Annotated in this window: 24 protein-coding genes; 10 read left to right on the forward strand and 14 right to left on the reverse strand. The window is 40.4% G+C overall.

The features are described 5' to 3' along the window. The 6 genes from FED51_RS10895 to FED51_RS10920 all read left to right on the forward strand — a co-directional run bounded on the left by FED51_RS10895 (position 1) and on the right by FED51_RS10920 (position 8,879). Complete coding sequence (locus tag FED51_RS10895) at positions 1 to 1,758, forward strand: sensor histidine kinase (RefSeq protein WP_053431109.1); 1,758 nt, start codon at positions 1 to 3, stop codon at positions 1,756 to 1,758. Positions 1,759 to 2,051: 293 nt separating this feature from the next. Next, positions 2,052 to 3,737, forward strand: coding sequence for an ABC transporter substrate-binding protein (locus FED51_RS10900; protein WP_010898268.1), 1,686 nt, complete (start codon positions 2,052 to 2,054; stop codon positions 3,735 to 3,737). Between the two features lie 257 nt (positions 3,738 to 3,994). After that, entirely contained in the window at positions 3,995 to 4,858 is an 864-nt protein-coding gene (locus FED51_RS10905) for an ABC transporter permease (RefSeq protein ID WP_233422112.1), read from the forward strand. Between the two features lie 14 nt (positions 4,859 to 4,872). After that, positions 4,873 to 5,799, forward strand: a complete 927-nt coding sequence (locus FED51_RS10910) for a carbohydrate ABC transporter permease (protein WP_010898270.1) — start codon at positions 4,873 to 4,875, stop codon at positions 5,797 to 5,799. A gap of 95 nt (positions 5,800 to 5,894) precedes the next feature. Next, complete coding sequence (locus tag FED51_RS10915) at positions 5,895 to 8,009, forward strand: glycoside hydrolase family 52 protein (protein WP_053431108.1); 2,115 nt, start codon at positions 5,895 to 5,897, stop codon at positions 8,007 to 8,009. Positions 8,010 to 8,183: 174 nt separating this feature from the next. Further along, complete coding sequence (locus tag FED51_RS10920; protein ID WP_053431107.1) at positions 8,184 to 8,879, forward strand: glycoside hydrolase family 16 protein; 696 nt, start codon at positions 8,184 to 8,186, stop codon at positions 8,877 to 8,879. 600 nt (positions 8,880 to 9,479) lie between these two features. On the opposite strand, the gene FED51_RS10925 is transcribed toward FED51_RS10920, so the two are convergent. Next, complete coding sequence (locus tag FED51_RS10925) at positions 9,480 to 10,673, reverse strand: MFS transporter (RefSeq protein ID WP_053431106.1); 1,194 nt, start codon at positions 10,671 to 10,673, stop codon at positions 9,480 to 9,482. A gap of 100 nt (positions 10,674 to 10,773) precedes the next feature. Here FED51_RS10925 and FED51_RS10930 point away from each other — a divergent pair, with 100 nt between their 5' ends. Next, positions 10,774 to 11,646 carry a LysR family transcriptional regulator gene (locus FED51_RS10930; protein WP_138090531.1) on the forward strand — a complete coding sequence of 291 codons (873 nt, stop codon included), beginning with the start codon at positions 10,774 to 10,776 and terminating at the stop codon, positions 11,644 to 11,646. A 143-nt stretch (positions 11,647 to 11,789) separates the two neighbouring features. Further along, on the forward strand, positions 11,790 to 12,857 hold the full coding sequence (locus FED51_RS10935) for a helix-turn-helix transcriptional regulator (protein WP_138090533.1): 1,068 nt from the start codon (positions 11,790 to 11,792) through the stop codon (positions 12,855 to 12,857). A gap of 233 nt (positions 12,858 to 13,090) precedes the next feature. Here FED51_RS10935 and FED51_RS10940 read toward each other — a convergent pair whose 3' ends face one another. From FED51_RS10940 to FED51_RS10950, 3 genes are all read right to left on the reverse strand, one after another. Continuing rightward, positions 13,091 to 13,576, reverse strand: a complete 486-nt coding sequence (locus FED51_RS10940) for a GyrI-like domain-containing protein (protein WP_053431105.1) — start codon at positions 13,574 to 13,576, stop codon at positions 13,091 to 13,093. Positions 13,577 to 13,823: 247 nt separating this feature from the next. Next, the gene (locus FED51_RS10945) at positions 13,824 to 15,014 is read right to left on the reverse strand and encodes an endo-1,4-beta-xylanase (RefSeq protein WP_053431968.1); all 1,191 of its coding nucleotides are present in this window, start codon (positions 15,012 to 15,014) and stop codon (positions 13,824 to 13,826) included. Positions 15,015 to 15,530: 516 nt separating this feature from the next. Then, a complete protein-coding gene (locus tag FED51_RS10950) occupies positions 15,531 to 15,821 on the reverse strand; it encodes a TSUP family transporter (protein WP_233443802.1) in 291 nt (96 codons plus the stop codon). A 355-nt stretch (positions 15,822 to 16,176) separates the two neighbouring features. On the opposite strand from FED51_RS10950, the gene FED51_RS10955 reads away from it, so the two are divergent. After that, positions 16,177 to 16,938, forward strand: a complete 762-nt coding sequence (locus FED51_RS10955; RefSeq protein ID WP_233443809.1) for a response regulator — start codon at positions 16,177 to 16,179, stop codon at positions 16,936 to 16,938. Here the strand turns inward: FED51_RS10955 and istB are convergent. After that, positions 16,915 to 17,640, reverse strand: a complete 726-nt coding sequence (gene istB, locus FED51_RS10960) for an IS21-like element helper ATPase IstB (protein ID WP_134229558.1) — start codon at positions 17,638 to 17,640, stop codon at positions 16,915 to 16,917. The genes FED51_RS10955 and istB overlap by 24 nt on opposite strands. Next, the gene (gene istA, locus FED51_RS10965) at positions 17,640 to 19,148 is read right to left on the reverse strand and encodes an IS21 family transposase (protein ID WP_134230280.1); all 1,509 of its coding nucleotides are present in this window, start codon (positions 19,146 to 19,148) and stop codon (positions 17,640 to 17,642) included. Before istA ends, istB begins: the two co-directional genes overlap by 1 nt. Positions 19,149 to 19,814: 666 nt before the next feature. Here istA and FED51_RS10970 point away from each other — a divergent pair. Continuing rightward, positions 19,815 to 20,210 (forward strand): hypothetical protein, encoded by a 396-nt coding sequence (locus FED51_RS10970; RefSeq protein WP_053431103.1) that lies wholly within the window; start codon positions 19,815 to 19,817, stop codon positions 20,208 to 20,210. Here the strand turns inward: FED51_RS10970 and FED51_RS10975 are convergent. The 8 genes from FED51_RS10975 to FED51_RS11010 form a co-directional block, all read right to left on the reverse strand. After that, the gene (locus FED51_RS10975) at positions 20,207 to 20,542 is read right to left on the reverse strand and encodes a helix-turn-helix domain-containing protein (protein WP_041820593.1); all 336 of its coding nucleotides are present in this window, start codon (positions 20,540 to 20,542) and stop codon (positions 20,207 to 20,209) included. The genes FED51_RS10970 and FED51_RS10975 overlap by 4 nt on opposite strands. 80 nt (positions 20,543 to 20,622) lie before the next feature. Continuing rightward, entirely contained in the window at positions 20,623 to 20,754 is a 132-nt protein-coding gene (locus FED51_RS10980; RefSeq protein WP_010898283.1) for an anti-repressor SinI family protein, read from the reverse strand. Between the two features lie 190 nt (positions 20,755 to 20,944). Further along, the gene (locus FED51_RS10985; RefSeq protein WP_053431102.1) at positions 20,945 to 21,529 is read right to left on the reverse strand and encodes a class D sortase; all 585 of its coding nucleotides are present in this window, start codon (positions 21,527 to 21,529) and stop codon (positions 20,945 to 20,947) included. Then, a complete protein-coding gene (locus tag FED51_RS10990) occupies positions 21,526 to 22,149 on the reverse strand; it encodes an LPXTG cell wall anchor domain-containing protein (protein ID WP_233443919.1) in 624 nt (207 codons plus the stop codon). Before FED51_RS10990 ends, FED51_RS10985 begins: the two co-directional genes overlap by 4 nt. A gap of 205 nt (positions 22,150 to 22,354) precedes the next feature. Beyond that, complete coding sequence (locus tag FED51_RS10995) at positions 22,355 to 22,987, reverse strand: CalY family protein (protein ID WP_053431100.1); 633 nt, start codon at positions 22,985 to 22,987, stop codon at positions 22,355 to 22,357. Positions 22,988 to 23,068: 81 nt separating this feature from the next. Further along, entirely contained in the window at positions 23,069 to 23,638 is a 570-nt protein-coding gene (gene sipW / locus FED51_RS11000) for a signal peptidase I SipW (RefSeq protein WP_053431967.1), read from the reverse strand. After that, positions 23,616 to 24,461: an amyloid fiber anchoring/assembly protein TapA gene (gene tapA / locus FED51_RS11005; protein ID WP_175414322.1), complete on the reverse strand. Its 846-nt coding sequence runs from the start codon at positions 24,459 to 24,461 to the stop codon at positions 23,616 to 23,618. Before tapA ends, sipW begins: the two co-directional genes overlap by 23 nt. A gap of 299 nt (positions 24,462 to 24,760) precedes the next feature. After that, positions 24,761 to 26,548, reverse strand: a complete 1,788-nt coding sequence (locus FED51_RS11010; protein ID WP_053431098.1) for an L-lactate permease — start codon at positions 26,546 to 26,548, stop codon at positions 24,761 to 24,763. Positions 26,549 to 26,615 lie beyond the last annotated feature (67 nt).

The following is a 26,615-nucleotide window of genomic DNA, read 5'->3' on the forward strand; positions in this document are numbered from 1 at the left end:
ATGCTGTTTAAAAAATACAGTTTAAATAACGTGAAATTAAGAAACAAATTGCTACTGTTATATATTTTTTGTGTTTTTCTCCCCATTCTGTTAACTAATATTATTTTCTACAATGTTACTGCAAATAATATTAAAGCTCAGAAGATGGATGATATTGAGCTCGTTGTGGACCAGATTACGAACGAATTTAACAATGCAGTTGACCAAGCCATTGGGATTTCATCAGGCTTTTATACGAACACAAGAATCTATGATTTTTTTGAAACAGAATATGAAACGGCAATAGACTATATTGAAGCATATGATTTTTATTTAAGAGAATACAGCAGATTCAGCCCGCTTTATTATTCCATACAGTCAATTTCTTTTTATACGGATAATCCTAGTTTCATTTACGCCGGCGGTATACGTCCGCTGACAGAGCATACGAAAGAAGAAAAATGGTACAGGTTGTTAACGGAGGCTAATCATCCGATTATTATCAGGACTAATCCTGCTACGGACAGCGGGCTCTTCAGTGTCATAAGAGAGCTTGATTATCACAAAAATAAATACAACCATAAAAAAATTGTCAGAATTGACCTGAATCCACTGACAATTAAACAGATTTTTAACAATGCTGCATTTACTGGTGAAGTTTATTTATTAAACGGCGAGAGGAATATAGAATTTTCCTCTAATGAGGAAGTCAACTGGAGAACAGAACAACTGCATTTTGATGCGCTTGAATTTCCTGAAGACACCATTTTCACAAAAGAAAGAATGCTTTCCCAGAATTACCTAGAAGGCTGGAGAGTGGCCGGGACAATCTCGGAAAATGAAATACTGGAAGAACTTTATAAATCACGGGAGTTTATCGTGATTCTCGCCAGCATTAACCTGCTGTTCCCAACATTATTAATAGTCTTAATTTCTAAATCTATTCATTCGCGACTGCTGCGTGTATTAAAGCATATGAAGAGAATGAAAAAGCAAAAGTTTGACATTATTAATTTTCCTGGAGACAAGGATGAAATAGGAGAATTAACAAACGAGTTTAATAAGATGTCACAGACAATCAATCGATTAATTAATGAGGTCTATGCTAGCAATATTGAAAAGAAGGATCTCCAATTAAGGGAAAAGCAGGCCCAACTGAGCGCTCTGCAAAGCCAGATTAATCCTCATTTTTTATTTAACGCCCTCGAAACGATCCGGATGAGGAGCATGATTAAAGGGGAGAAGGAAACAGCAAAAATAATCCAGAATATGGCGAAAATCTTCCGAAATTCCCTTACATGGGGGAAAGACTGGGTAACCGTACGGGACGAGCTTTGTTTAATTATCTGCTTTCTCGAGATACAAAAGTACCGGTTTGGGGATAAAATGGAATATGAACTTGATATTGATGAAGAAGCATACGATTATATTATTCCAAACATGGTATTTCTCCCCTTTGTAGAGAACGCAAGCATTCACGGAATAGAGTCCGTGAAAGAAAAAGGCATTATTCAAATAAGAGTTGAGAAAAACGATGGAGAAATAGTTTATGAGATCAGTGATAATGGTGCTGGAATGGATGAAGAGAAATTAGCTAGCCTGATCGAGACTCTTAAAAATGAGGAAAGTATGGGAGAAAATGTTGGTATTAAAAACGTTTATTACCGCCTGAAACTTCATTATAAAAATCATTTTGATTTTTCCATTAACAGCAGGCCTGGGCAAGGGACGAATGTACAAATAAAACTTCCTGCGGAGAAAAATAATATTTCAAAATAATAATGATTATTTCTGATTAACTTGAGGAAAGTATTGCTGATACTTTCCTTTTCTGGCTCTTTCCTGTAAAAATAGTTTTCGAAACGTTACGACACATACTGACAGAACGGGGGATTTACTTACATATTCATCTGTTTTTATACATCGGTGACATGAAAAATTTCTGAAAAATTAAACAATAAACTATATATTTTTAAGTGAAAACTATAGTTTACCGGGTCATGCAAAAAGCCTGTCAAAGCTATAATGAAAGTGCTTTCATAAATAAAAGGGATTGCGAGAGGGGATGTCCGATGTTTAAGAAAAAGAGCTTGATTTTATCAATGGCAATGTCTTCGCTCTTAGTCGCTGCAGCATGTTCTAATGATGCTGCAACTGATGCACATGACCAGGACGAAAATAATGCAACTAATGACGCGGTTGAAGTGGAATTAGAGCCGGTTACTTACCACTATTTTAACGCCGGTGCTGCTGGGAAGGACCTCAACACGAACGAAACTTATATCGGAAAAATGCTTGAGGAAAAAACAGGAGTAAACTTCAAGGTGGAGCATCTTGTAGGGGACATCAATCAACGTACAGGTGTAATGATTGCCAGCGGTGATTATCCTGACGTTATCGTTCCTGACGCCGCTATAGATGCTTTATTAGATGCAGGAGCATTCATACCTTTAAATGATCTTCTTGAAGAGCACGGGCCAAACCTGTTAGAAGCTTATGGCGATTACCTGCACATGTTTACACATGACGATGGAAACATCTACTACATTCCTTTCGGGGCTACTGTAAACGAGTTCCAGCCTAACCCGAACATTGACCAGGGTGCGTTCTGGATTCAGCGGGGGATTTTGAAAGAGTACGGTTTTCCTGAAATCAACACATTAGATGAATATTTAGATATCATTACTCGATATGCGAAAGAAAATCCTGAGATTGACGGAATGAGAACCATTCCTTTCACCGGTTTAACGTATGACTGGAGATTCTTCGCTTTTACTAACGTACCGAACCATCTTGCCGGTTATCCAAATGACGGTGGTGTAATGGTTGATATGGATACTCACGAAGCTTCTGTTTACGCAGATTCTGAGTATGCGAAGAGATGGTTAAAAGCATTAAACGAACTTAATGCAGAAGGATTGCTGGATCAGGAAATGTTCGTTATGAACTATGATGAATATTTAGAGAAGCTTTCTTCCGGACGCGTACTTGGATTCTTCGATTATGGATGGCAGTTCGGCACTGCAAGTAACGCATTAAGGGACGCAGGCAACCCGGACCGTGAGTATATGGCACTTCCAGTCGTATTTGATGAAGGCATTAAAGACCAGTATATTGATCCGCCGGCATTCACAGGGAACCGCGGTGTCGGTATTACGGTTAATGCGGAAAATCCTGAGCGCATCATTCAGTTCTGGGATGAATTAATTAAAGAAGATAACCAGCGCTTAGTAATGTGGGGCATTGAAGGCGAGCATTACAACGTTGACGAAAATGGACGCTTCTATCAAACGGAAGAACAGATAGAGATTGTAAACAACCAGAACTTCAGAGATGAATTTGGTATGACAACATTTGAATGGTCCTGGCCGCGTATTAACGGTACATTCTCTGACGGTAATGCAGTTGAAGCAAGAAGGCAGCCTGAAGTTGCTTTCGCTAGCTACAATGATGATGATAAAGAATACCTTGAAGCATACGGAATCAGCACTTTTGCAGAATTGTTCTCCGAGCCTGACGAGCGCCCATGGTATCCTGCATGGAGTGCAAACATCGAGCAAGGCTCTCCACAGCAAATTTTCGAGGAGCGTGCTGATGAGATATTAAGAAGACACTATGCAAGAATCGTATTAGCAGATCCAGCGGACTTTGATAAAGAGTGGGACGATTTCGTTCAGGCATATAGAAGCCTTGATGTAGATGCTTATGAAAACTTCTTTACCGAAGTAGTCCAGGCGCGCGTAAGAGGCGAGTGGTAATATTCACAAAAGCGTAAAACAAAAGGGGCTGTGGCTAACCGAATACTGGTTAGTCATAGCTTCCCTTTTTTAATCAAGTTACGGAGTTCAACTGGGGAGGGATAACAATGGCATTGCAGCAGACGCAATCATCTGCGCCGCCGGGACAAGCTTCATCGCCGGCACCGATTAAACAACCACCGAAAACACCGGCAGGGAAGCCGACAGGTATAAAGTTATTTTTTAAAAAATGTTATGAGCAAAAAGCTTTGCTCTTAATGAGTCTTCCGTTTTTAATCTGGTTAATCATTTTCAGATACGTGCCATTGTATGGATGGTCAATAGCGTTCCAGGATTTCAGGCCTGCGCGCCCGATATTTGATCAGGATTGGGCTGGTTTTAAGCATTTTACATTTTTATTTACAGACCCGCGGTTCTTTGAAGTATTAAGAAATACGTTAGCAATGAGTCTCATTAATCTGGTACTTGGTTTTGTAACCGCTATCGGCTTAGCCATTCTCCTTAACGAACTCAGAAACCTGACGTTTAAACGGGTAGTTCAGACGATCAGTTACATGCCGCACTTCCTTTCATGGGTAGTAGCAGCAGGGCTCGTATCGGCAGCTTTGTCTATTGAAAACGGAATAATCAATATTGTTCTTATGAAACTTGGTATGATCAGCGAGCCGATTATGTGGCTTGGAGTTGGTGAGTATTTTTGGGGAATTATTGGTGCATCGGATGTCTGGAAAAACGTAGGGTGGAACACAATTATTTACCTCGCAGCAATTACGATGATCGATACTGAACAGTATGAAGCTGCGGAAATCGATGGCGCCACCCGCTTGCAACGCATCTGGTATATTACTCTACCAGGCATGAGGCCGGTCATTGTTATCCTGTTAATCATGAACTTAGGCTATATTTTAGAATCAGGCTTTGAAGCGCAGTACTTGCTTATGAATCCAATGAACATGGACTTTGCGGAAAACCTAGATATATTTGTTTTACGCTACGGTATTAATATGGGGAATTTCTCTTTAGCCACGGCAGCTGGAATATTTAAAACGGTGGTCAGCTTCATCTTCCTGTTCTCGGCAAACCATATTGCTAAGAGGCTTGGCGAAGCCAGACTATTCTAGAGGGGGATCGCATCATGAAAATTTTAGCGAAATTAGCGGGTAAACGGCGAGGAGCAGATGATTTTATTTTTGATTCATTAAATATCATATTTATGCTCCTACTCTGTGTCGTGATGCTGTATCCAATGGTTAATACGTTGGCAGTATCCTTAAATGATGCTACAGATACCGTGCGGGGCGGAATTTACTTCTGGCCGCGGGAGTTTACTTGGTATAACTTTGAACATGTATTCAGCCAGTCGCAGCTGTTGCACGCAGGTATGATCTCCGTTTTAAGGACAGTCATCGGAACAGCCATTTCCGTATTTTGTACCGCCATGGTTGCTTATACGATCAGCAGAAAGCAATTTGTCCTGAAAAAATTCGTGACGATCGCATTCGTCTTAACTATGTATTTAAACGGCGGACTTATTCCGACATATCTGTTAATGAGAGAATTATCGTTAATCGGTACGTTCTGGATTTACATTATTCCTGGGTTAATCGGGGTGTTTAACTTAATCGTTATCCGTTCATTTATTGAGGGGCTTCCGGAAACGATTTTTGAATCGGCAAAAATTGATGGCGCCGGGGAATTTACCCAGTTTTTCAAAATCGCATTGCCTCTATGTCTCCCGGTAATCGCAACAGTTTCCCTGTTCGTTGCAGTAGGGCAGTGGAACTCATGGTTTGACGTGTTTATCTATAACTCTAATAAACCAGAGTTAAGCACACTTCAGTATGAATTAATGAAAATATTGCAAAACTCTAACGCATCCATGTCATCAGGCTCTGCGGCAAGTGCCTTTGCTTCTTCCCAAAGCGGGGTGGTTGAAACGGTCACACCTCAGTCAGTTAGAGCTGCAATGACGATCATCGTTTCTGTCCCGATCATTTGTGTATATCCATTCCTGCAAAAATACTTTGTTAAAGGGTTAACTCTTGGCGGAGTTAAAGGATAAGCTTTATTTCAACTATAAAAGCTATAAATATATCTTTAAGGCTACTATCTACAATATTTTGTGATTAATTTCGCTACAGAAAGGGCTAATGCTTTATGTTTACACCTAAAAATATATTTTTTAACGCACATCATTCACCTGTAGGCGCATTTTCAAGCTTTACATTAGGTTTTCCCGGCAGCGGAGGGGGCCTGGACCTGGAGCTGGGCCGTTCTCCAAAGCAAAACGTATATATTGGACTTGAATCGGAAGAAATAGGGAAGTATGAAACTCTGCCTTTCCATCTCGACGCGGAGAGTGAAGCAGCCCGTTACGATCTAGAAAATCCGGACCCGAACCAGAATAAGCCTCAAATTTTGTTTCCTTTCGGGAAGGACGAGATTATGAGAGATTTCAATGCTGGCACGGATACATGGAAAGCAGGCGATTTAAAATTTACTATTTACTCGGCTGTACAAAGCGTTCCTGATCCATCGAAAGCTTCGGAGGAAGAACTGAAAGCAGCAATTGTTCCGGCTGTACTTGCAGAGCTCACCATTGATAATTCACGTGGCAAAGAACAGCGAAGAGCTTTCTTCGGCTATGAAGGATCAGATCCATACAGCTCCATGAGGAAAATTGATGATACATCCAGCGTAGCAGGAGTGGGGCAGGGAAGGTTAACGTCCATCGTTTCCAATGACCCCTCTGTAAAATCCGCCCTCCATTTCAGCATGGAAGATATCCTTTCAAATCCATTGGAAGAAAATTGGACGTTTGGGTTAGGAAAAACCGGTGCTTTAGTTGTTGACGTTAAGCCTGGTGAAGTGAAAACAGTTAGGTTCGCGGTCTGCTTCTTCCGTGGCGGTGTTGTAACAGCGGGGCTTGATACAGAATATCTTTACACCAAATTTTTCAAAACCATCGAAGAAGTGGGAGAGTACGCGCTCGGACAGTTCGATGCGATTGCTGCTAAAGCAGCAGAGTCTGATGAATTAGTTGCCAACAGCAAGCTGTCAGATGACCAGAAGTTCATGATGGCTCATGCGATCCGTAGCTACTATGGCTGCACACAGCTGCTCGAGCATGAAGGGCGACCATTATGGGTCGTGAATGAGGGCGAATACAGAATGATGAATACTTTTGACCTTACTGTTGACCACCTATTTTTCGAACTGAAAATGAATCCGTGGACAGTTAAAAATGTCCTTGATTTATTTGTCGATAGATACAGCTACGAAGACAAAGTCCGCTTCCCTAGTAATGATACAGAATATCCAGGCGGCATCAGTTTCACACACGATATGGGAGTAGCGAATACTTTCTCCCGTAAAAATTATTCTTCTTATGAACTATACGGACTTGATGGATGCTTCTCGCATATGACTCAGGAGCAGCTTGTTAACTGGCTGTTATGTGCTTCCGTTTATGTTGAGCAAACAGGGGATAAAGAGTGGAAGAAAAGCAGGTTGCCAGTTTTCGAGCAGTGCTTTGAAAGTATGCTGAACCGCGACCATCCGGATCCCGAGAAGCGGAACGGGCTTATGGGACTCGACAGCACGCGGACGATGGGCGGAGCGGAAATCACCACTTACGACAGCCTTGATGTTTCCTTGGGACAGGCCCGAAATAACATTTACCTAGCAGGAAAATGCTGGGCAGCCTATGTTGCACTAGAAAAAATCTTTGCTGAAGAAGGTCTCGAAGAGCTGTCAAAAGCTGCAGACGAGCAGGCAGAGAGGGCCGCTAAAACTATTTGCGGAAATGTAACTGAAGGAGGATACGTTCCGGCAGTTATCGGAGAGGGTAATAACTCCAAGATTATCCCTGCGATCGAAGGGCTTGTCTTCCCTTATTTTACAAACTGCCGGGAAGCTTTAGACAGAAACGGTCGTTTCGGTGAATATATTCAAGTGCTGGAAAACCATCTGGAAGCAGTCCTAGAAGAAGGGATTTGCTTATTCCCTAACGGAGGCTGGAAAATTTCCTCAACAAGCAATAACTCGTGGCTGAGCAAAATCTATTTATCTCAATTTATAGCCCGCCATATCATTGGACTGGAGTGGGACGAAAAAGGCGCAAGAGCAGACGCGGCCCATGTGGAGTGGCTTACTCATCCGACATTATCTGTCTGGAGCTGGAGCGACCAGATCATTTCCGGCGAAATCGCAGGCAGCAAATATTATCCTCGCGGCGTAACAAGCATTCTCTGGCTAGAGGAAATAACATAAGGTTCGGTTTTGGCAGGGGGCGGGCAAGAATTATTTGAAGAGAGGGAAACCTCTCTTTATTTGAGTTCAATTAAATAACTCCTATTATCGGACAAACACACTTGCCTGTAAGGGTTATGCTTCATATGATGTAATAGGACCGAAACTTCATAATTAAAGGAGGCATAAAATTATTTGAAACAAACTAGAACAATTAACTGGAGTGGTTACACTTGGAATGTAAAGGACACTCACGGGGGGAAATGGGGGCCAGGGCCAAACTATTTTTCAAGTAGCCATGACAATGTATGGGTCGATGACGCAGGGAGGCTTCATTTGAAGGTCACAAGATGTAATGGTATATGGTACTGTGCTGAAATATTCAGTACGCAAACGTTCGGTTATGGAACGTACCGTTTTTTTATTGATGGACGGCCTGACCAGTTTGATCCCAATATCGTATTAGGCTTATTTACGTATGATAGTATCTCCGACGATGCCCCAGCAGTTTACCACCGTGAAATTGATATCGAATTTGCAAAATGGGGGGACCCACACGCCTTAAACACTCAATACAGTATCCAACCACCAAAAGCTTCTAACACTGAATCTTTTCAAACATTGCTTAACGGATATCGGTCAACTCATAGCTTTAAATGGACTCCATCAGAGATAAAATTTAAGTCGCTTCACGGCCATTACTCAAAACCACCAAACCCTCTAGAATGGTACCTTATTAAAGACTGGTCCTATACTGGAGAGGATATTCCGAATACGAGAAACGAAAAAGCACATCTAAACCTTTGGTTAATGGATGGTAGGGCACCTATCAATCAACAGGATGCTGAAATCGTGATCACAAAATTTGAATTTAAACCGCTGAATCATTAAAATATCATATTGTAACCTCGTTAACTTATAGGGGACGAGGTTATTTTATATTTAAACTTTTGTGCACGGAACATTAGACTGTTATCCTTAAGACTATGATCGAACAATAAGAAATAACCTGACAGACTAAAGACCAATGATGCTGATGATAAAGATGTCCAGTCTAATTTATTTTTTTATTTTCCGTCTCATTTCAAAGAATACTTCAGAAATTGAGACAAAACACAAAAACCAAGAAGTATTCAAAAGAAGTATTTTAACTAGTGGTTTGTCAAATGCAGTTTTTAGTAGATAGAAGTTTCGCAAATAATTTTGGTTCCTATAATATATATTATGTAAACTAAAAATATAATTTAACCGGTTTGTCTTATAAATTCTTATGGGGTCTTCGTCCACGTTTCTACTGTGTACAAAAATAGCCTCTTGCTAACCACACTAAAAATAGCACTATGTCCACCAAACCCGAAACCAATTAGTGGACATAGTATACTTCAGCTCGAATTGATTGTTCAGTACATATTCAATAAATTATTTAATAAAATGACTAAAATTGTTGTTCTGTAAGTGTTAATTCCCCTTTCTCTTTTTCATTAAAAAGTCCTAACCCTTTTGATCAATGGGATAAGGCATCCTATTTTTTGCCTTATTTAAACGAAACGATACTCGGATAAAGAGTAACGCAATCACCACAAATACACTGGCTATCCATGTTAAATGAAACAAATTTACGTATTTAACAATCAGACCGCCTAACCCAGCCCCCATGGTCATTCCAATATTCATTAGGGCGGTGTTAAAGCTGAGCACGATTTCGGATGACTGAGGTTTTAAAGAAATAAGGTAGAATTGTTTGGCTGGCGTGGTCGTCCATGTTGCTACTCCCCAAATCATAATAGTCAAAAATGTTCCTACTGTGGACTGTAGGGTAAAAGTGAATAGTAATAATCCAATGGCATGAATGATCAAGCTGATAGATATGGTACGAGCAGGCCCCCATTTATCTACTGCAAACCCACCAAAACGTGATCCAATAAAAGCGGACGTCCCAAGGACAAATAATGCGACACTGATCATTTCCAGCGGCATTCCTGCTTCTCTGCTTAGTAAAGGTGAAATATAGGCAAAGACCATCGTGTATCCTAAAATCCAGAAAATGGTCGTTCCTAAGCCAGTCATTAACCGTCTATCCTTCATGATCTGAAGCTGTGTTGTAAATGGAAGTGGTTTGTTCGCTTGAATTTCCGGAAGCAATTTATAAAGTGAAATTATAAGAAACAACGAAATAAGCGCGATAATAAGAAAAATATAACGCCAGTCGACGTAAGCAGAGAAAAACGTTCCTATTGGTACACCCAAAACAAGGGATACCGTAAAACCAGTAATAATTTTTGCGATCGCACTTCCTCGCTTTTCAGGAGAAACTATTTGGGCGGCATAATTAGTCGCCACCACAATATAAAGCCCCCCACTCATCGCCATCACCACTCGGGAGAACATCAACAACGAATAGGAATAACTTACAAAAGCGATTAGATTCCCAATCAGAAAAGTGAAAATAGCATACATAAGGACTTTCTTACGGTTATACTTGGCGGTTAGCAAGACAAGAATAAGTGCACCGGCTGCATAAGACAAGGAATACATAGTAAGCAATTGACCAGCGGCAGCAATTGAGACACCCAAGTCTATCGAAATGATTTCAAGAATGCCTGAAAAAACAAATTCGGCGGTTCCTGTGACAAAAGCTCCTAAAGATAGTAAAAAAATAGTCAAGGCTGTTTTTTTGTTTGACATGTTATCTGTCTCCTTCAATTATCGATGTTGCTTTTAGTGTAAATGCCGTGTTAACATAAGTAAAATTGATGTTTTTAATGCAGGAGATGAGTATACACTCATGACAATTGTTCGTTTTGAAGTCCTCACAAAAGTAGTGGAAGTTGGGAGTTTTACAAAAGCTGCCGATAAGTTGAATATGACTCAATCGGCCGTCAGTCATGCTATTTCCAGCCTAGAATCGGAATGGGGAGTCACCCTTCTGATTCGGGATCGTAGAAAAGGTATCTCTCTGACGGACATAGGTCAAAAAACACTTCCTCATATTAGGGGAATTTTAAATCGTATGGAGAAAATCAATCAAGAAGTGGCTTTATCCACCAATTTGGAAACTGGAACGATTCGAATTGGCACGTTTGCTAGTGCATCCTCCTGTTTGCTCCCAAAACTGCTGGTGACTTTTGAAAAAAAGCATCCGAACATTGAATTTATTTTTTATGAAGGAACATATGAAGAGATTAGCGAATGGCTGCAATCGGGAATTATAGACATCGGTTTTGTTGTAAAAGGTCAATCGAATCCTGAATTTGATGTTTTTCCACTTATTAAAGATCAAATGGTCGTTGCTTTTCACCCTGAGCATTCCTTCGCTCAACAAACAACTGTTGAGATAAAGGCTTTAAAAGATGAACCATTTATTATGCCAACGGGCATGTACCAATCTCATATACGTGAACTATTTAAAGAAGGCGCTATTCAACCTTCCGTACGCTTTGAAGTACATGATTGTGCAACCATTGCTAACATGGTACAAGAAGGGTTAGGAGTGACCATTGGACCTGAACTATTTTTGAGCACCCAATCAAATATCGAAATACGGGCATTATCGGTAACCAGTGCTCGGGAAATAGCGTTAGCCTGCTCTTCGCTTTCAGAAGCTTCCCCAGCAGTTAAAACTTTTTTGGCGATAGCCCAAGATGTCTTCAGAGAATAACCATTTCATATGCGCCATAGCATAAACTTATGATTAACACGTTCATGTGCAGCATGATTCCCCTTCACGACCTTTCTTTTCTAAAGTGAACATTACAAAAAATATCCGATTAAGCTGGAATATTTAAAGGAGAGAGTGTCACGATGACAATACATAAACTGAAAGAAAAGGTCGCATCCACCGATTTCGAGCAACACTCTTATGCGTTCCGCCGATTTGTACTCGATGAGTTAAGAGTGTACATTCCTTTTACTGCCGCTTGCTTCACTACGATAGATCCGGAAAGCCTGCTCTCAACTGGTACTGTCATGGACAAACAACTTGAGCCCATTCATACATTGATTCTTGAAAATGAACATACAGGATCAGACTATAATCATTATTTTCAATTAGTCGATTCCTCGCCACATATAGCCACACTACATGATGCCACTGGTGGGAACCTTACCGCAAGTCAACGTTACACTCGCATTTTAGCACCCGCTGGATTTCATGATGAATTACGTGCTGCGTTGATCGATCAAGGGAAATGCTGGGGACATTTGACTCTCTTTCGCTCCAAAGATCACTCCCCTTTTTCTCAAGAGGAACAACAGCTTGTTAACAGCTTACTACCTGCTATAACGAAAAAAGTGAAAAGGCTAACCTTTCAATCAACCTTTTCACCTTCACCTAATAGCTCCCACTTTGAAGCCGCTATTATGATTTTTTCCGATACTTTTGAGCTACTTTCTGCAAATGAAGCCGCGCACTCTTTATTAAGCTTGCTAAGAGAGCAGGAACAACTAGGAGAAGGGACTTTCCCCCGTCCTATTGAAACACTATGTGTAAAAATAAAAGCAACTTCCTCCTCCAAAGAAGAGGGGGAAATTGATCGATGGTCAGTATGTATCCCAGCAGCAAATGGTCAGTTACTCACCCTTTATGCGAGTAAGCTAACCAGTGAACTGCTTCCTGAGCAATATGCTGTCATCTCACAAAATACAAGCCCTTTTGAACGATTAGGCTATTCCCTTCTCTATTACGGTCTCACACAACGTGAAATTCAAATTGTCGAACAAATTGTCAATGGCTACACGACGAAACAAATTTCTAGCCACCTATACATCTCAACCCATACGGTACAAGATCACTTGAAATCCATCTTTGCCAAAATGAATGTGAACAGCCGTAGAGAATTACTTTCCTTTCTCAACCAGGCGAACAAGTAAAACCTTATTTAGAGGAGTTAGGTCTCTCGTTAAAATGTAGGTAGGCAACCATCTTCAAGCCCTTATCGATCGCAGCACTTTGTCATTCTCTCTGTCATGTGTGTTGCGATCATTCAGTCCTCCTCAAGAAGCACCCTCCATTCACCACCTAGAATTGTATCAAGCTTACGAGCACGACAATTAAACGACCTTGAAAACCAATCTACCTATGTTGTTTCGTAATCGCAAAAACATTATTTTTTTACAACGGGTATATAAATATCAAAATGCGGATCATTCGGATCACGATCAACTGGATAATGTTCATGTTTAATTGGCATATAAGGATCATAGTAATCTACGCCATCTTCTCTAATTACGGTATAGTCACTATCAAATAACCATTGATGTAAATCCTGATAAGTCTTTTGGATATCTTCTCCTTTGTTATGTGTTGTCTTTACATACGTCCATTCAGGAACCTTTATTTCCATCATCCCATCAGGAATCTCCTGCTCCTCACTCACTTCATATACAGCATAATGTACAAATCCATTTTCAATGGTGTGATAGGAGAGGCCTAATTGAATGTTGGAATTGATTTTATGCTCTAATTCATCAGCACGATCTTCCATTTGTTGAATGACATTTTTTAAATCCGGGACAATTTCAGAAAAGGTCCCCTCCCATTTTAATCCGATTGCCCGATAGGCTGCTAATGTTAAGATATCATAGCTCACTAATATTTCCTCCCTCTCTCATACGTTGTCATCATTTTCTTTTCACTTTTCGCTATCCATAGGTGAAAAACCTTCTACCATTACCTGCATTGTTATTTTAAGTTGCAACCGTCGAATGTTTGTGTTCCTTTCAGAAACTTGATTATATGATTTTTACTCAACAATAGAGGCTTTTGGTTCCAATAAAAAACAGCTCTGCCAAAGCAGAGCTGTTTCGTTGCTAGACTATTAATTGAGTAGCTACCTTCTAATCAATAATTCTCCAGTAAGCAGGTTTCACTCGATAGTTATGATCAAAAACAAATGGTGCATCGATCCCTACTCCATTATTGTACTCTCTAGCGCGGCCATCAAGCCATGTATGGTTATCAGCAATTCCCCAGAAAGTTACACTGCTAATATCAGCAGCTAATTCTTCGTATAACTCGAAAAGCTGATCGTAACGGTCTGCCTGGGCTTGAAGGAGTTCTGCTGGAATGTCGTCATATGACGTGTATGCCCCTGTCGGTGGCCAGCCATAGAGACTCATGTCTAGCTCAGTTACTTGATTGTCTAATCCTAAACTCGTAAACTTTTCAAAAGAAGCTCTTGTATCTTCAATGGAAGGCCAGCCGATTTGGATATGCGACTGATGTCCTACCCCGTCAATTGGCACTCCTTGCTCTAATAAGTCTTTCACCAGGTTGTAAAGGTCATCTCTTTTTGAAGGAACTTCGGTGTTGTAATCATTAATGTACAACTTTGCCTCTTCACCACCATATTTTCTTGCGGTTTCAAAAGCTACCTTAATGTAGTCAGTGCCTGTTATTTGATACCATTCTGATTCACGCAGGCCCCCGCCATCGTCAATAACTTCATTGACCACGTCCCATGAAGTCACATCATCTTTATAACGTTCAACAACCGTTTTAATATGGTTTTCCATGCGCTCTAATAACAGCTGTTTATTCGCTTCACGTTTATCTGGGTCTGTTTCATCCACCATCCGATTGCCGTCTTCATCGATGAAAAACCATTCTGGTACTTGGCTGTGCCAAACGAGCGTGTGGAAGCGAAGCTCCATGTTATGTTTGCGGGCAAACTCCACAATTTTGTCAGCGCCTTCCCAGTTCCACTCACCTTCTCTTGGCTGGAGTGATTCAGGCTTCATTGCATTTTCCGCCACAAGGCTGTTATAATGATGCTTTAAAATTTGGGCTTGTCTCCCTTCTAATTGATAGGGCTCAACCGCTGCTCCAATATCAAACTGCTCTTGATATCGCTCAGAAAGAGAAGCAACTTGCCATGCAAAAGGCTGATCATTTCTTTTTTCATTTTCTCCAAAGACTCCGGATTTTGGTGGTCCTCCTTGAGCAGCAGCTACATTGCCGATCCCCCCTCCAACTAATAAAGAGATCGCTAGCCCAGCAACAAAAGGCTTTTTAAAAAGTGTAATCATCACAAATTCTCCTTTCGTAGCAAAGTAAAATGCAAAAAATACGGCTTTAACTAAACCTCCTTTCAATAAAGTGGCGCTGTCGATAAAAGAAAGGGCTTTCATAAAGTTGTGAAAAAATTAAATCTTTTACCTACTGGCTACTTATAATCCCATTATAGCAACAATAAACTTAGTTGATCCAGCGAACAAACTAAGTTATTTCAAAATAATCCGAATGTTATAGTAATTAAAACTTGTATTTAGTCCTATTTTAGTTGTCTTAAAGATCGATTAGTCCTAAGTACATGCTTTATGCCTTTTTCGTCAACAAAATGAAAGCATTTTTTATTACAACCAAAGAATGCACTTCACCGTCGAGATAGTGAAACAGGTCCACTTCTTCTTAGAGCTAGAGATTCAGCTTGCCTGGTAAGTGTTTTACATTTGATTCCATTCCCCAATTCTTTTTAAACACCGTATAGATCGTTACAAGGATTAACAAGAATAGAATAATTGGTTTTAAAAATTCAGATGGAATCAGTGAACGATATAAACACCTAAAGCCGATCCGACGATGGAAAGAGGCAATAAGGTAAAAACGAGTTTTTTGTTGATATGGCCAGATTGCAAAAAGTTAATCGTACTTGTCAATACTCCCATGGTTGCTACTGATTTGTTCATTCCTAAGGCGACTGAAGGTGGCAATCCAGCAAACAACAAAGCAGGAATTGAAATCAAGCCACCACCTCCGACAACCGAATCAATAAATGCTGCAACAAATCCTGATGCTAATAAGAAGATCAAAACCTCGATACTGATCTTGCCCATTGCCCTCTCCTTCCCTCCGCTAACATCGTAAGTTTTATTCGCTCATTATCGCATAAATGGAATAGAGTGTATATAAAGGCAAACAAACCATTGCACGGCAGCCCATTCTAAATCTACTTTTTTATGATATTTATCACAAAATAATGCCAATCTGCTTTACAAAATTGTAATATATTATTAAATTTTATTGTATAGGTCTGAAAAAAGGAGAATCCTAATCAACCATAATAGATCTGACTTATGTTAAATATCTCTTTCGAAAGTGCATTGTATGATCAAATATTTGAAAATCATTTGCACAGTAATGCGCAAAATAGAGATTACAGCTGTTTGTTTAATAGAAAGGATGAAGTGTATGGGGTTAATTAACGTATTGATTGCTGATGACCAGACCCTTATGAGGGAAGGCCTGAAGACGATCATCGATCTTGAAGACGATATGAATGTGACCGGTTTAGCAAAGAACGGAAAGGAGGTATTGGATCAAATCCCCTGCCTTCTTCCCCATGTGATCTTAATGGACATTCAAATGCCTATAATGAATGGGATTGAATGTTTAAAGGTAGTTAAGAGAATTTATCCCCACATTAACGTATTGATGTTAACAACGTTTGAAGATGATGATTACATTATTGAAAGTTTGGTCGGTGGAGCCAATGGTTTTTTGTTGAAAGATTTAAATTATGACCAACTGATCTATTCCATACGTCAATCGGTTGATGGACAGATGTTAATCCCTAACTCCATTGCCGTTAAGCTAGCCAAACAGCTCTCTAAATATAATGAGCTGACTGAAGTGGATTTACAAATTGAAAAGTTAAAAAAAGAAGGGTTGCATTTTTCTGAACGGGAACGACAAATTGCCTCCCTTTTAGCCCAAGGATTGACGAATAAAAAAATTGCCGAGAAACTTTATATTACGGAAGGTACTGTGAAAAATTACATAAGTGAAATTTATAGCAAGATCGGGATCCGTGATCGGATGCAAGCTTCCACCTATTTGCGAGATTTAGGAATCAATGACTTGTATTTGGCAAGAGAAAAATGCATAAAACGGCAAGCCTTTTTGCAGCCACTTAATAACACTTATTCCTTACATATTGTTCAAAAGGAATGACTCTTTCATTCGGTTACTATCTCCTCCGAAAATCACTAAATGAGAGTGGTGAATCAGGCGATCTACCACGGCTTCCGTTAAAATAGGGTCGCCAAATACATGATTCCATTGCCCAAACTGCAGATTTGTAGTGATGATAATACTCCGCTTTTCATAACACAAGGAGATGACCTGGAAGAGTAGCTCGGCTCCATGTTTGTGAAGCGGTATATATCCCAGCTCATCCAGAATTAAAAGATCAAGCTTCTCGATTTTCTTAAACAGCTTATTGAGATTTCCTTTGTCATTCGCCTCTAATAACTCATTGGCTAGAGAAGCAATGGTATAAAACTTTACTCGTTTCCCATATTTTTGTATCGCATTCATGCCAATGAGGGTGGAAAGGTAGGTTTTTCCTGCACCAACGCCGCCATAAAACACCATGTTTTCTTTTGATTCAATAAATTCACCGTCCAGGAGAGATTGTTGACTTAACCCCTGCCCCAGCTGAATATCCTTCCAGTCAAAAGGTTTGCCGGATACGTTCGGCAGGGTTGCCGCCTTGAACAAAAGATTAATTTTTCGTTCTTCACGCTGTTCTATTTCTTTTTCAAAGAGCTTCAGTAAATATTCTTCTGTGTTCGCCGCTTCTACCTCTCGGTAGTTCTCTCGAATCCAGCTTAGCTTTAAGCGCTTGGCATATTCTTGGATCTGTTCCTGCATTAGGCCTTCCTCCTTTCCTGCTGGAAGAAGACATCGTATTGATTCATACCTCGTTCAGCTATTGGCATTACTGGAACTGTACTTTTTAGCCTTACTGTCTCTCTGGAGCCTCTGCCATGAATGAGCTGATGAAAGACTTGCTTTATTGTTTCTGTGGATGGATGACATCGCTCGGATGCAATTTCCAGGGCCTCTGTAGCTGTCTCCAGACTATGGTCTTTAAGAAGGTCTGAGAGTAACTGAAGCGCCTTTTTCTTTTCTTCCAGAGTACATTCCTCCAGATAAGTTTGCCATTTAAAGGGCAGTTGATCATAGAAAGTTGTATATTTTAGCGCCGTCGGCCTTTTAGCCATTAGGTACAGATAAGGCTGCCATTTCATCGACTTTGATTCTTCTCCATACAGTCGTTCATGGCTCACAATCACTTCATAGTTGTCCGAAAGGATATCTATCCTGTTATAAGTGATGCCAGCCAATACCTTTTGATTGGCAAAGCGCGGGGAAGTAGAATACCTTTTCGTATCTACTAAGATATAGCCGTACTTGTCTGCTTTGAGAGTTTCATAGCGTACACAAGAGTATTCTTCCGGCGGTAAATACATTAACGCTTCTTTGTCCTCTTCAAACAGCCTGGCAATTTCTTGTTTCTTTTCATAATGAGGACGGTTTCGATCCTTTTCTGCCTCCTCCCATAACCGATCATTCAAATTATCCAGCTGATATACCGTTCGTTCCGGAAGGAAGAAATTATTCCTCGCATATTTAACCATCGCTTCTACATGTCCTTTTTCATTGCCGGCACCCGGATTACAAAATTCATACTCAAACCCGTAGTGCAAAGCGAAGCGCTTGAAACCCTCAGTAAGCTCGCGTTTTCCTTGTGGTAAAACCTTTTTTACTGCGGGGGATAAATTATCAAAACGAATCCTTTTTGGCACTCCTTGCAGATGATGGAAGAACCGTTTTAAGCCCTCCAGGAAACATTCCTGATTTTCAGCTTCAAACACCTGAACTAAGAATGCGTTACTGTATGGAAAAGAAAGCACCAAATACGGCAGGTCTATAACCTTTCCCTTTACTTTAAAAGGGGCTTCCCCAAAATCTACTTGAGCGTCTCCTGGCTTGGATTCCAACGGAAGAGCAGCGTCATCGCTTTCTTCCAATAACTCCTTTTTCCGTTTGGAGACATACCCGCGTACAGTTCGCTCTGAACCTTTGAAACTTACTTCATCTTTAAGTAATTGCCAAATACGTTTGGCAGTCCTTCGATACTTCTTTTTCTTCTTCATATCCTCTCTCAACCATTGATCAACTATGTCTTTGACTGGATCCATTACTGGAGCCGGCTGAGCTTTCTTCTTCTTCTTTTCCGGTTGGAAATTGTCCATATCGGCATACTTTTTGACTGTGCGGAAATCCGTGTTTGTTCTTCTCGCAACATCTGAGTACGAATACCCTTTTGAGTTAACTTCATTTCTGATATACTTAATTTCGTCCACTTGTAACATCTCCTAAAACTACCTCCTGCCAGATTATTGGGTCCAACAGGAAGTGTATTGAATTTTTGGGGTGTTAGCAAGTGGCTTTTTTTATGCAGGCCCCCCGCGGGGGGCCTGCATAAAAGGAATGCCATAACCTACATTTTTATTCTGCCATAAACATCAATGACTAGAGAGCTAGCCAGAAAGTGCAAGTTTAAGCTATCTGTCTTGTAACAGCTTCACACGAATTGACTACCTCTTTTCATTTGAAGATACATATAGGGGAGATATGATCTCATAACAGAATAACCAAGGATACTACACCTATAGATTCTTCTTGATTACAGAAAAACGCTTATCTAGTCTTTTAGAACACTAGATAAGCGTTTTTCTGGCTAAAACTTATAAAAAAAGTTATGCATTTAATTGTATAGTTTCATCATTTTTACTCACTTTTTAGTTGAATATTATGGAAATAATAAGCAAGCTACCTAGAATTAATACGCCCTTAATGACCGTTCCCTCTTTAAATTACAACTTCCTCAATATGTTATATAAATTACCTTTGTTTTTATTAATTTGTACTTAGTATAGCAAGTTTGTTCTTTATAAAGAAATGAAAAGTTGATAAATCTTCTCTCTTCCTTTATAATGTTCTTTATAAAGAACGATTTGAGTAAGGAGAGGTTGACGTTGAGGTCCATCCCCTGTTTAACCGAACCATTTTATGCTAGGTTAAAAATTATACAGGTTCATAGGCGACAGATCTCCTCTAAGGATTCGCTTGTTCAAGTTATTGAATTAGATATGAGAAAGCTTCGGTTTCAATCCGATTTAAAATTTCCTGTCTCTTCTAATGTTGTTTATGCTTTGTATGCCGAATTACTCGACTGTGAGTTTGAATTTGTTGGAACGATCGTTAAATCGATTTTCTTACAAAAACGAGCGGGCTTTGAATATCAACTGAACTACCTTGAAGGCGTACGTACAAAAAAGCCTTCAGCCGGTGCACTGCTTTCTGCCATCGCCTTTCTCGAAGCACTAGGTCATGAAGAAGGCCAACTAAACGCAAAAGCCAACAATCTCTAACGTTCTGATTGTTGGCTTTTCCATTTTTGGAATTCAAGATATTCCTTAAATTGGTCTTTGCTTATCCCTGATTCCATTGCTTCCTTGACTAGTTTCTTCCAATCTTCATCAAGCTCTTCTCTGCTAGTAGTGTCTTGTGTTGATTGTAATAAAGATTCGACAGAAACGTCCAGCACTTGGGAAATTTTTTCTAAGAAGTGAATGGATGGATTGGTTTGAATGTTCCGCTCAATTGAACTAAGATACGATTTGGCCACTCCTGCCCGCTCTGCTAACTCGGAAAGAGAAAGCTCTTTTTCCAATCGGTACTTCTTTACACGTTCTCCAATCATCAAGACCGTTCCTCTCTTTGCTTACCGAATTCGTTGTCATCATTATAACAACGAATTGAATGTTCTGTAAATAGAACCTATTAGATGATCTTGACTTTCTCTTTTTGTGAAACAGTTAAAAAGGAGCGGACTTCTTCAATAGTTAATCCTATTCTTTTTGCCTCCACGATTAATGCATACCATTCTTGATCAAGAACTTTTTCTCCATTCATCCTTGTCCCTCCACAAAAGATTTGATCCAATTACACATAGCCGTTCCCATAACGTCTCAGAAATCTTTGTGACTACGAATCCCTTACCTATTTTAAATAACATTACGTCATAAGTTTAGTTACTTCGGTCATACTTCCAGTCATAATTTATTTGTGATTTCTGAAAATTTTTGACTAATTTGTCGGTTCATTAGTATAGGGCCTCGGTCATCTCGGCTTGTACAATTAGGCGATGGGTCGGATCTTTCACAGGATCACACGTAATGAGCGTAAGTACTGGAGCTGTTCCGTCATGTTGTAAAATGTCGATATTCGTAGGTTCAACAACTGTTATACTGTAAACCGTATATCGATACATGTGATTATTCGTTGTGACGGTAATGACATCCCCTACTTCGACTTCATCGAGTCGGTTAAATTGCCTACCGTATGTTCGACTTCGGTGACCGGCGATCGCTGCGTTCCCTTTTTCTCCGATTGGCGATGACTCAATCATATGGCCGGCCCCAACTTTTAACGTCTCTTGATCAACACCTTGTAAGACTGGGAGCTTTAAAGAAATTTTCTCGATCTCTAATACACCGATCGCATGCGGTTCTTCGCTAGAAAGGAGATGTGGTTCATCATTTGTAGAGGCTTCAAGCTCCCTATTTATTTTTTCATATGAATCAATCAATCGGGTTTCGTAGAACGAATAATACTCGGTCTGTAATCTTGGAAAAAACATAAAAAGTAAGCCGAAACTAATGAACAAAACAGCTGTAATCGTTCTCATGATCCTCCTTCTAGCGACTCCTTACGATTTTTTCGGATGAGAAAGACGATACCGATTGAAAGAAGAAGAATCCCGATCAAATACATCCATGTCTGCACGGCTTCACCTGTTTGTGGTAATATCCCGCCCGGTCCACTCATCGAACCATCTGCTGGAGAATCAATTGGAGGCTGGAGCGTGCTTAACCGACCTTCCGAACGAATCTGAAAGACAATGTCAGTCTGCACTCCTTGATATTCATTACCTGCCTCTTCTGGGAAAGTGACTGTAATAAATAACACATCGTCTTCACCTGAGGATAGAGCTCTTGAATCTAGCTTACGAAAATCTTTTAATTTTCCTGAGTACAACGTCTGCCATTCATCTTTAATCGTTACATCCATGATGTTGTATAGCGCTTTCGAGCCTGAAACAAAAGAAGCTGACAAGACATAAGTACGATCATCCCCCTGGTTTACTATTATTAGTTCACGCGGAATCCAATCCCCTGGCTTTAAATGGTCCACGGAGAATAAAACATCTGCTGGGAACGTTTCAATATCGATCGTTGGCATCCGATCTGATGTAGCATATCCTGTCGTTGGAAATAAGAGCAACAAGAAGCTTATCATCAGTATCATTATCCTCAATATAATCACCACCCCACGAAAAAGAAAATCCATCCATTTTATGAGAGATTTCAGCGACTGTTGGTTTTAGCTTTACTTCTACTTACCTACCCTCAACGCGCTTCACTACTAAATTTTTGTATGAATCATCACGTTGAAGAAAAAGTCAAGGCAATGGACGTACATCACCTTGACTCCTATCGGGTTTTCGTTGTATTTAACGCGCTTGACCTGGTTTTTGTGTTGCTTCAAGTTCATGAGTAACTTTAAGTGTCAAGCCTTGATATTTATTTTGAACGAATTCTCTTGAACCTTCTTTCCGTTCATCAGTCGGAACGAAAGTAATTTTCATTTTTAATCGATCGGTATGACCGACTGGTAAGTCTTTTTTACCTGATTCCCAGATTAGCCACCTGCGATAGTTATCCGCGATATTTCCAGATTGACTTTCGAGTTCAGCTAATGTTTTTCCAGAGATTTCTGGAATAATTTTTCCTTTATTGCTTAGGAAATCGACTCTTAATTGGGTAGCAAAGTCAGCTCCCTCATCAGAGGATTTTAATTTATTACCATTTTTATACACTTCTGTTTGTGTGAACATAAGTACTTCATGAATATCAAGTGTTCCATTATTAGTAATTGTAAACTTGCGCGTCATGTGGTCGCCAGGCTTCAAATTATTTACATCAAAGACGATTGTTGGATCAACACCTAGATCGATTGTACCGGAAGCAAAGGAACTCTCAATCGTTTCCACATCGTTAAACCACGCATACGTTCCTCCACCTAAAAGTGAAACCCCTACCGCTGCGGTAATAACCGCCATCCCTACTTTTCTTTTAATTGTCATAAAGAGTCCTCCTTAAATATTCCCCCAAATGTTAGGTTGAAGGGGTTTTTTATCTATGAAAACCGCCAAATGCGGATTTCATCATGAGGTTTGATCCACTTGCTTTTGCTCCTGACGTTTTTCAAGCGTCCCAATCGCTCGCCAAAGCGTAATGATGGAATACAAGATAAGTAAAACCCCAGGAACAATCATTAAGAGTGCCGTTCCTTCTTTCGTCGTTGCAAATGTGAGAATGTATCCTAGGTATGGGACAGTAAATCCTGTGTATTCACCAACGACATTGGCTGCCAGTACAGGCTCAAGATCAGCCGCGTCATTGTTATCCCCTTTTGTTACATATTGAACATGGTCTCCGTTTTGCAGCACCTCTACAATTCGGTGCGTGACAAGTGTATTGTCTTCTTTTAAAAAGGTAATGACATCTCCAGCCTGAAAACCAGTTCCATTGCCTTCTACTTGTTTCACAGCTATAATCGAGCCTGTATGGAATGCAGGCTCCATTGAGCCGGAGAGAACCACATTTAATTGATGACCAAGCACGGTTGGTTTTCCGCCAGAGGCATGAGAAATAATCGAGAGCATCGCGACGGAGATCATTAATAGAAAAAGAAGAAACGTCATTGATTTACTAATGATTTTCAGTATCTTCATCGGCACCTTGCTCCCCTCCAGTTTCAAGATGGTTCTGTTTCGTGCGGCCTTCTTGCTCCTCTATGTCAGAATGCTCCTTTTCTTCGTTTTTCGGCGAAGGAAAATCGCTAGACTCGTCTTCTTCCAAGATTGTGTCTTCCTCAAATGTCTCTTTATCTTCCTCCATTGAGCTTCTTTCTGCTTCGTCTATCTTTTCTTCAGGCTGTTTACAATCTTTCAAAACAAATGCATCTCCATCTTGCCAAACTTCGCCTTCTTCAGGGTGCCCCTCTTCTTGATAGACTTTAAACTTATAGCGACCAGGTTCTGTTGGTTCGTATGTCAATTCCAATGTTTCTCCTGCTTTGAGAGGATCAATGGTACCTTCATAAAGGATTGTTTCATCCGTAAACGTTGGCTTGCCTTTCAAATTTGGATCAAAGTACACAACATATGTAACGCTTTTTTTCATGTCACCGTCGCCAGCATTTTTAATCGTTACTGATAGTTCTTGACAAGAGCCTTTTTGCTCTCCTTGTAGGAACGTGAGAGAACTACCCCTCCATTCTTCTTTTACGTCATCTTTTCCATCGTCCCACTCACCTGCGTTCGTCGAATGTTCAATTTTAACAACTGCATTGAAGGAAGCAGTCGTAGGCTGTGTGATGGAAGCGAGTGAAAAACATAACAAATAGATAAGAATAAATGTTTTTACAAAAATAGAGAAAGCTACTTTCTTTTTTTGTCGAGCAGTTAAGCGATCTTTGCGCAAAACTCCATCACCCCCAGCAGCTTCGTTTTGTTCTTTATAAAGAACTAACACTGTCAGTATAGATCTATACATTAAGAAAAGAAACCTCTGTAAAGAACGATAAGGACGATATAACGAACATTTTTCACACATTCTCTTTGAATAACTCATGATTTCTCACGTTTTTGTTTTTTATAAAGAACAAAAAATGACATGAATCAAGTTCCTTAATGGATTTAGTTATCCTTTCGGTTATGTTGTCGTTAAACAGATGACGACTGAGGTTCGTTCGAAAAAGCCCTCATCCTCTTACTATATAAAGTGAAAAAGCTCACCTTAACGGCGAGCTTTTTCATTATTATAAAAGTAGGCATTCGTTAAAACATTATATTCTATTTAAAGAACGAATTAGTATGGTTCACGTGAACGAAGGTTTTTTTCAGACGTTTCGGGTTTGTAGCGACTAAATAAAGAACACTAAAAACGATAAGAGACACAATTATCGTTCCAACATGAAACAAGCCTTTTTCATGATACCAGACGATCGTATAACCAATTGCACCTGAGAAAACCACATAATATAAAAATGGAAAAATCGTTTTGCGGATAATCACTCCCTCTTTTCCGACTAACCCGACAACAGCAGAAGCAGCGACAACATTATGGACACAGATCATATTTCCTGCTGCTCCGCCAACCGCTTGTAGCGCGACCACCCACGTTGGATTCACTCCAATTTGTGTGCCCACATCATATTGAAAAAGAGCAAACATCATATTGCTAACCGTATTGCTTCCTGCGATAAACGCACCAAGTCCACCTATGATCGTCGCAAACAGTGGGTAAGCCTCTCCAGTTAGCTGTGCAATACCATTTGCCAATTCGATCGGCATCCGTTCGAAGCCAGCCGAACCACCGCCGGATTGAAGAAATACCTGTACCATCGGAACGGTGAAGATTAAAGCAACCGACGCTAACAATGTCGTACGAACCGATCGTGCCAACGCTATTTTGTATGCGCTTACATTCATGCGGTGCAAAAAGAAAGTTAAGATCGTGACAACGATAAAAGTCGTTCCAGGTGAAAAAAGAGGCTGAAAACTAGCCGAGATCTCTGTACCCAATATCCCGTTCCAGTTCAATTCCCAAGACGTAATCCAACCACGAAACGGCAACATGTCGAGTCGGGATAAAACGAGAAACAACCCGATAAGCATATAAGGTAGCCATGCCCGAAACAGGCTCATCTTTTTCTTAGCCAAAGACAAATCCTGAACTTTAACAGTGCCAACCCATTCGGGATTCCATGAAGACTTTTGATCGAAGTCCCATACCTTATTCTTCGGCAGAAGCAAACCTTTTTTAGCTGCAAATACAACGATTAGTAATCCCGCTAGGCCACCCGTCATAGATGGAAATTCTGGTCCAAGAAGGTTGGCTACGATAACATAAGGGATCGTCATCGCTAACGCAGAAAATAAAGCAAATTTCCAAATTTGTAATCCTTCAGAAAAGGATTTGTTTTTACCGAAAAAGCGCGTCATTAATGCAACGACAAAGAGCGGGATCAACGTTCCTGAGATTGCATGAATGATCGCAGTCTGCCCACCAATCACCGTCGTCAATGTAAGGACGTCAGTTGAGATCGTAGTGTCAGCTGCCAATCCAGATTGGATACCAACAAGCATTGGCGTCCCTACAGCTCCAAATGAAACTGGTGTGCTTTGGATCACCATTCCTGATACAACAGCAGCCATTGCGGGAAAGCCTAGTCCAACAAGCAAAGGAACAGCGACAGCCGCAGGAGTTCCAAAGCCAGCTGCCCCTTCGATAAATGAACCAAACAACCATGCAATAATAATGACTTGAACCCGCCTGTCAGGTGAAATGTCGGTAAATCCTTGACGAATGACACTCATGCCACCGCTTTCCTGTAACGTATTCAAAAGTAAGATGGCACCGAATATAATGTAAAGTAGCGTTCCAGCCGTAATCAATCCGTTGATCGATGCAGCCGTAACTTGCTTGACAGGGACTTGCCAAATAAACAACGAAAGTCCTGCAGCCACAAGAAATGAAATTGGCATCGCTTTACTTGCAGGCATCCGCATCCCAACTAATAAGACCCCCACAACAATAATGGGTAACAACGACATAAAGGCTAACCAGCCGGTGGTCAATCCGCCTCTCCCCTTTCAATAGATTTAGACTATCTATATGAAAGCGACCATCTTCGCAACGTTCGTT

The organism is Halalkalibacterium halodurans, from assembly GCF_005671335.1.
GTDB lineage: Bacteria > Bacillota > Bacilli > Bacillales > Bacillaceae_D > Halalkalibacterium > Halalkalibacterium halodurans.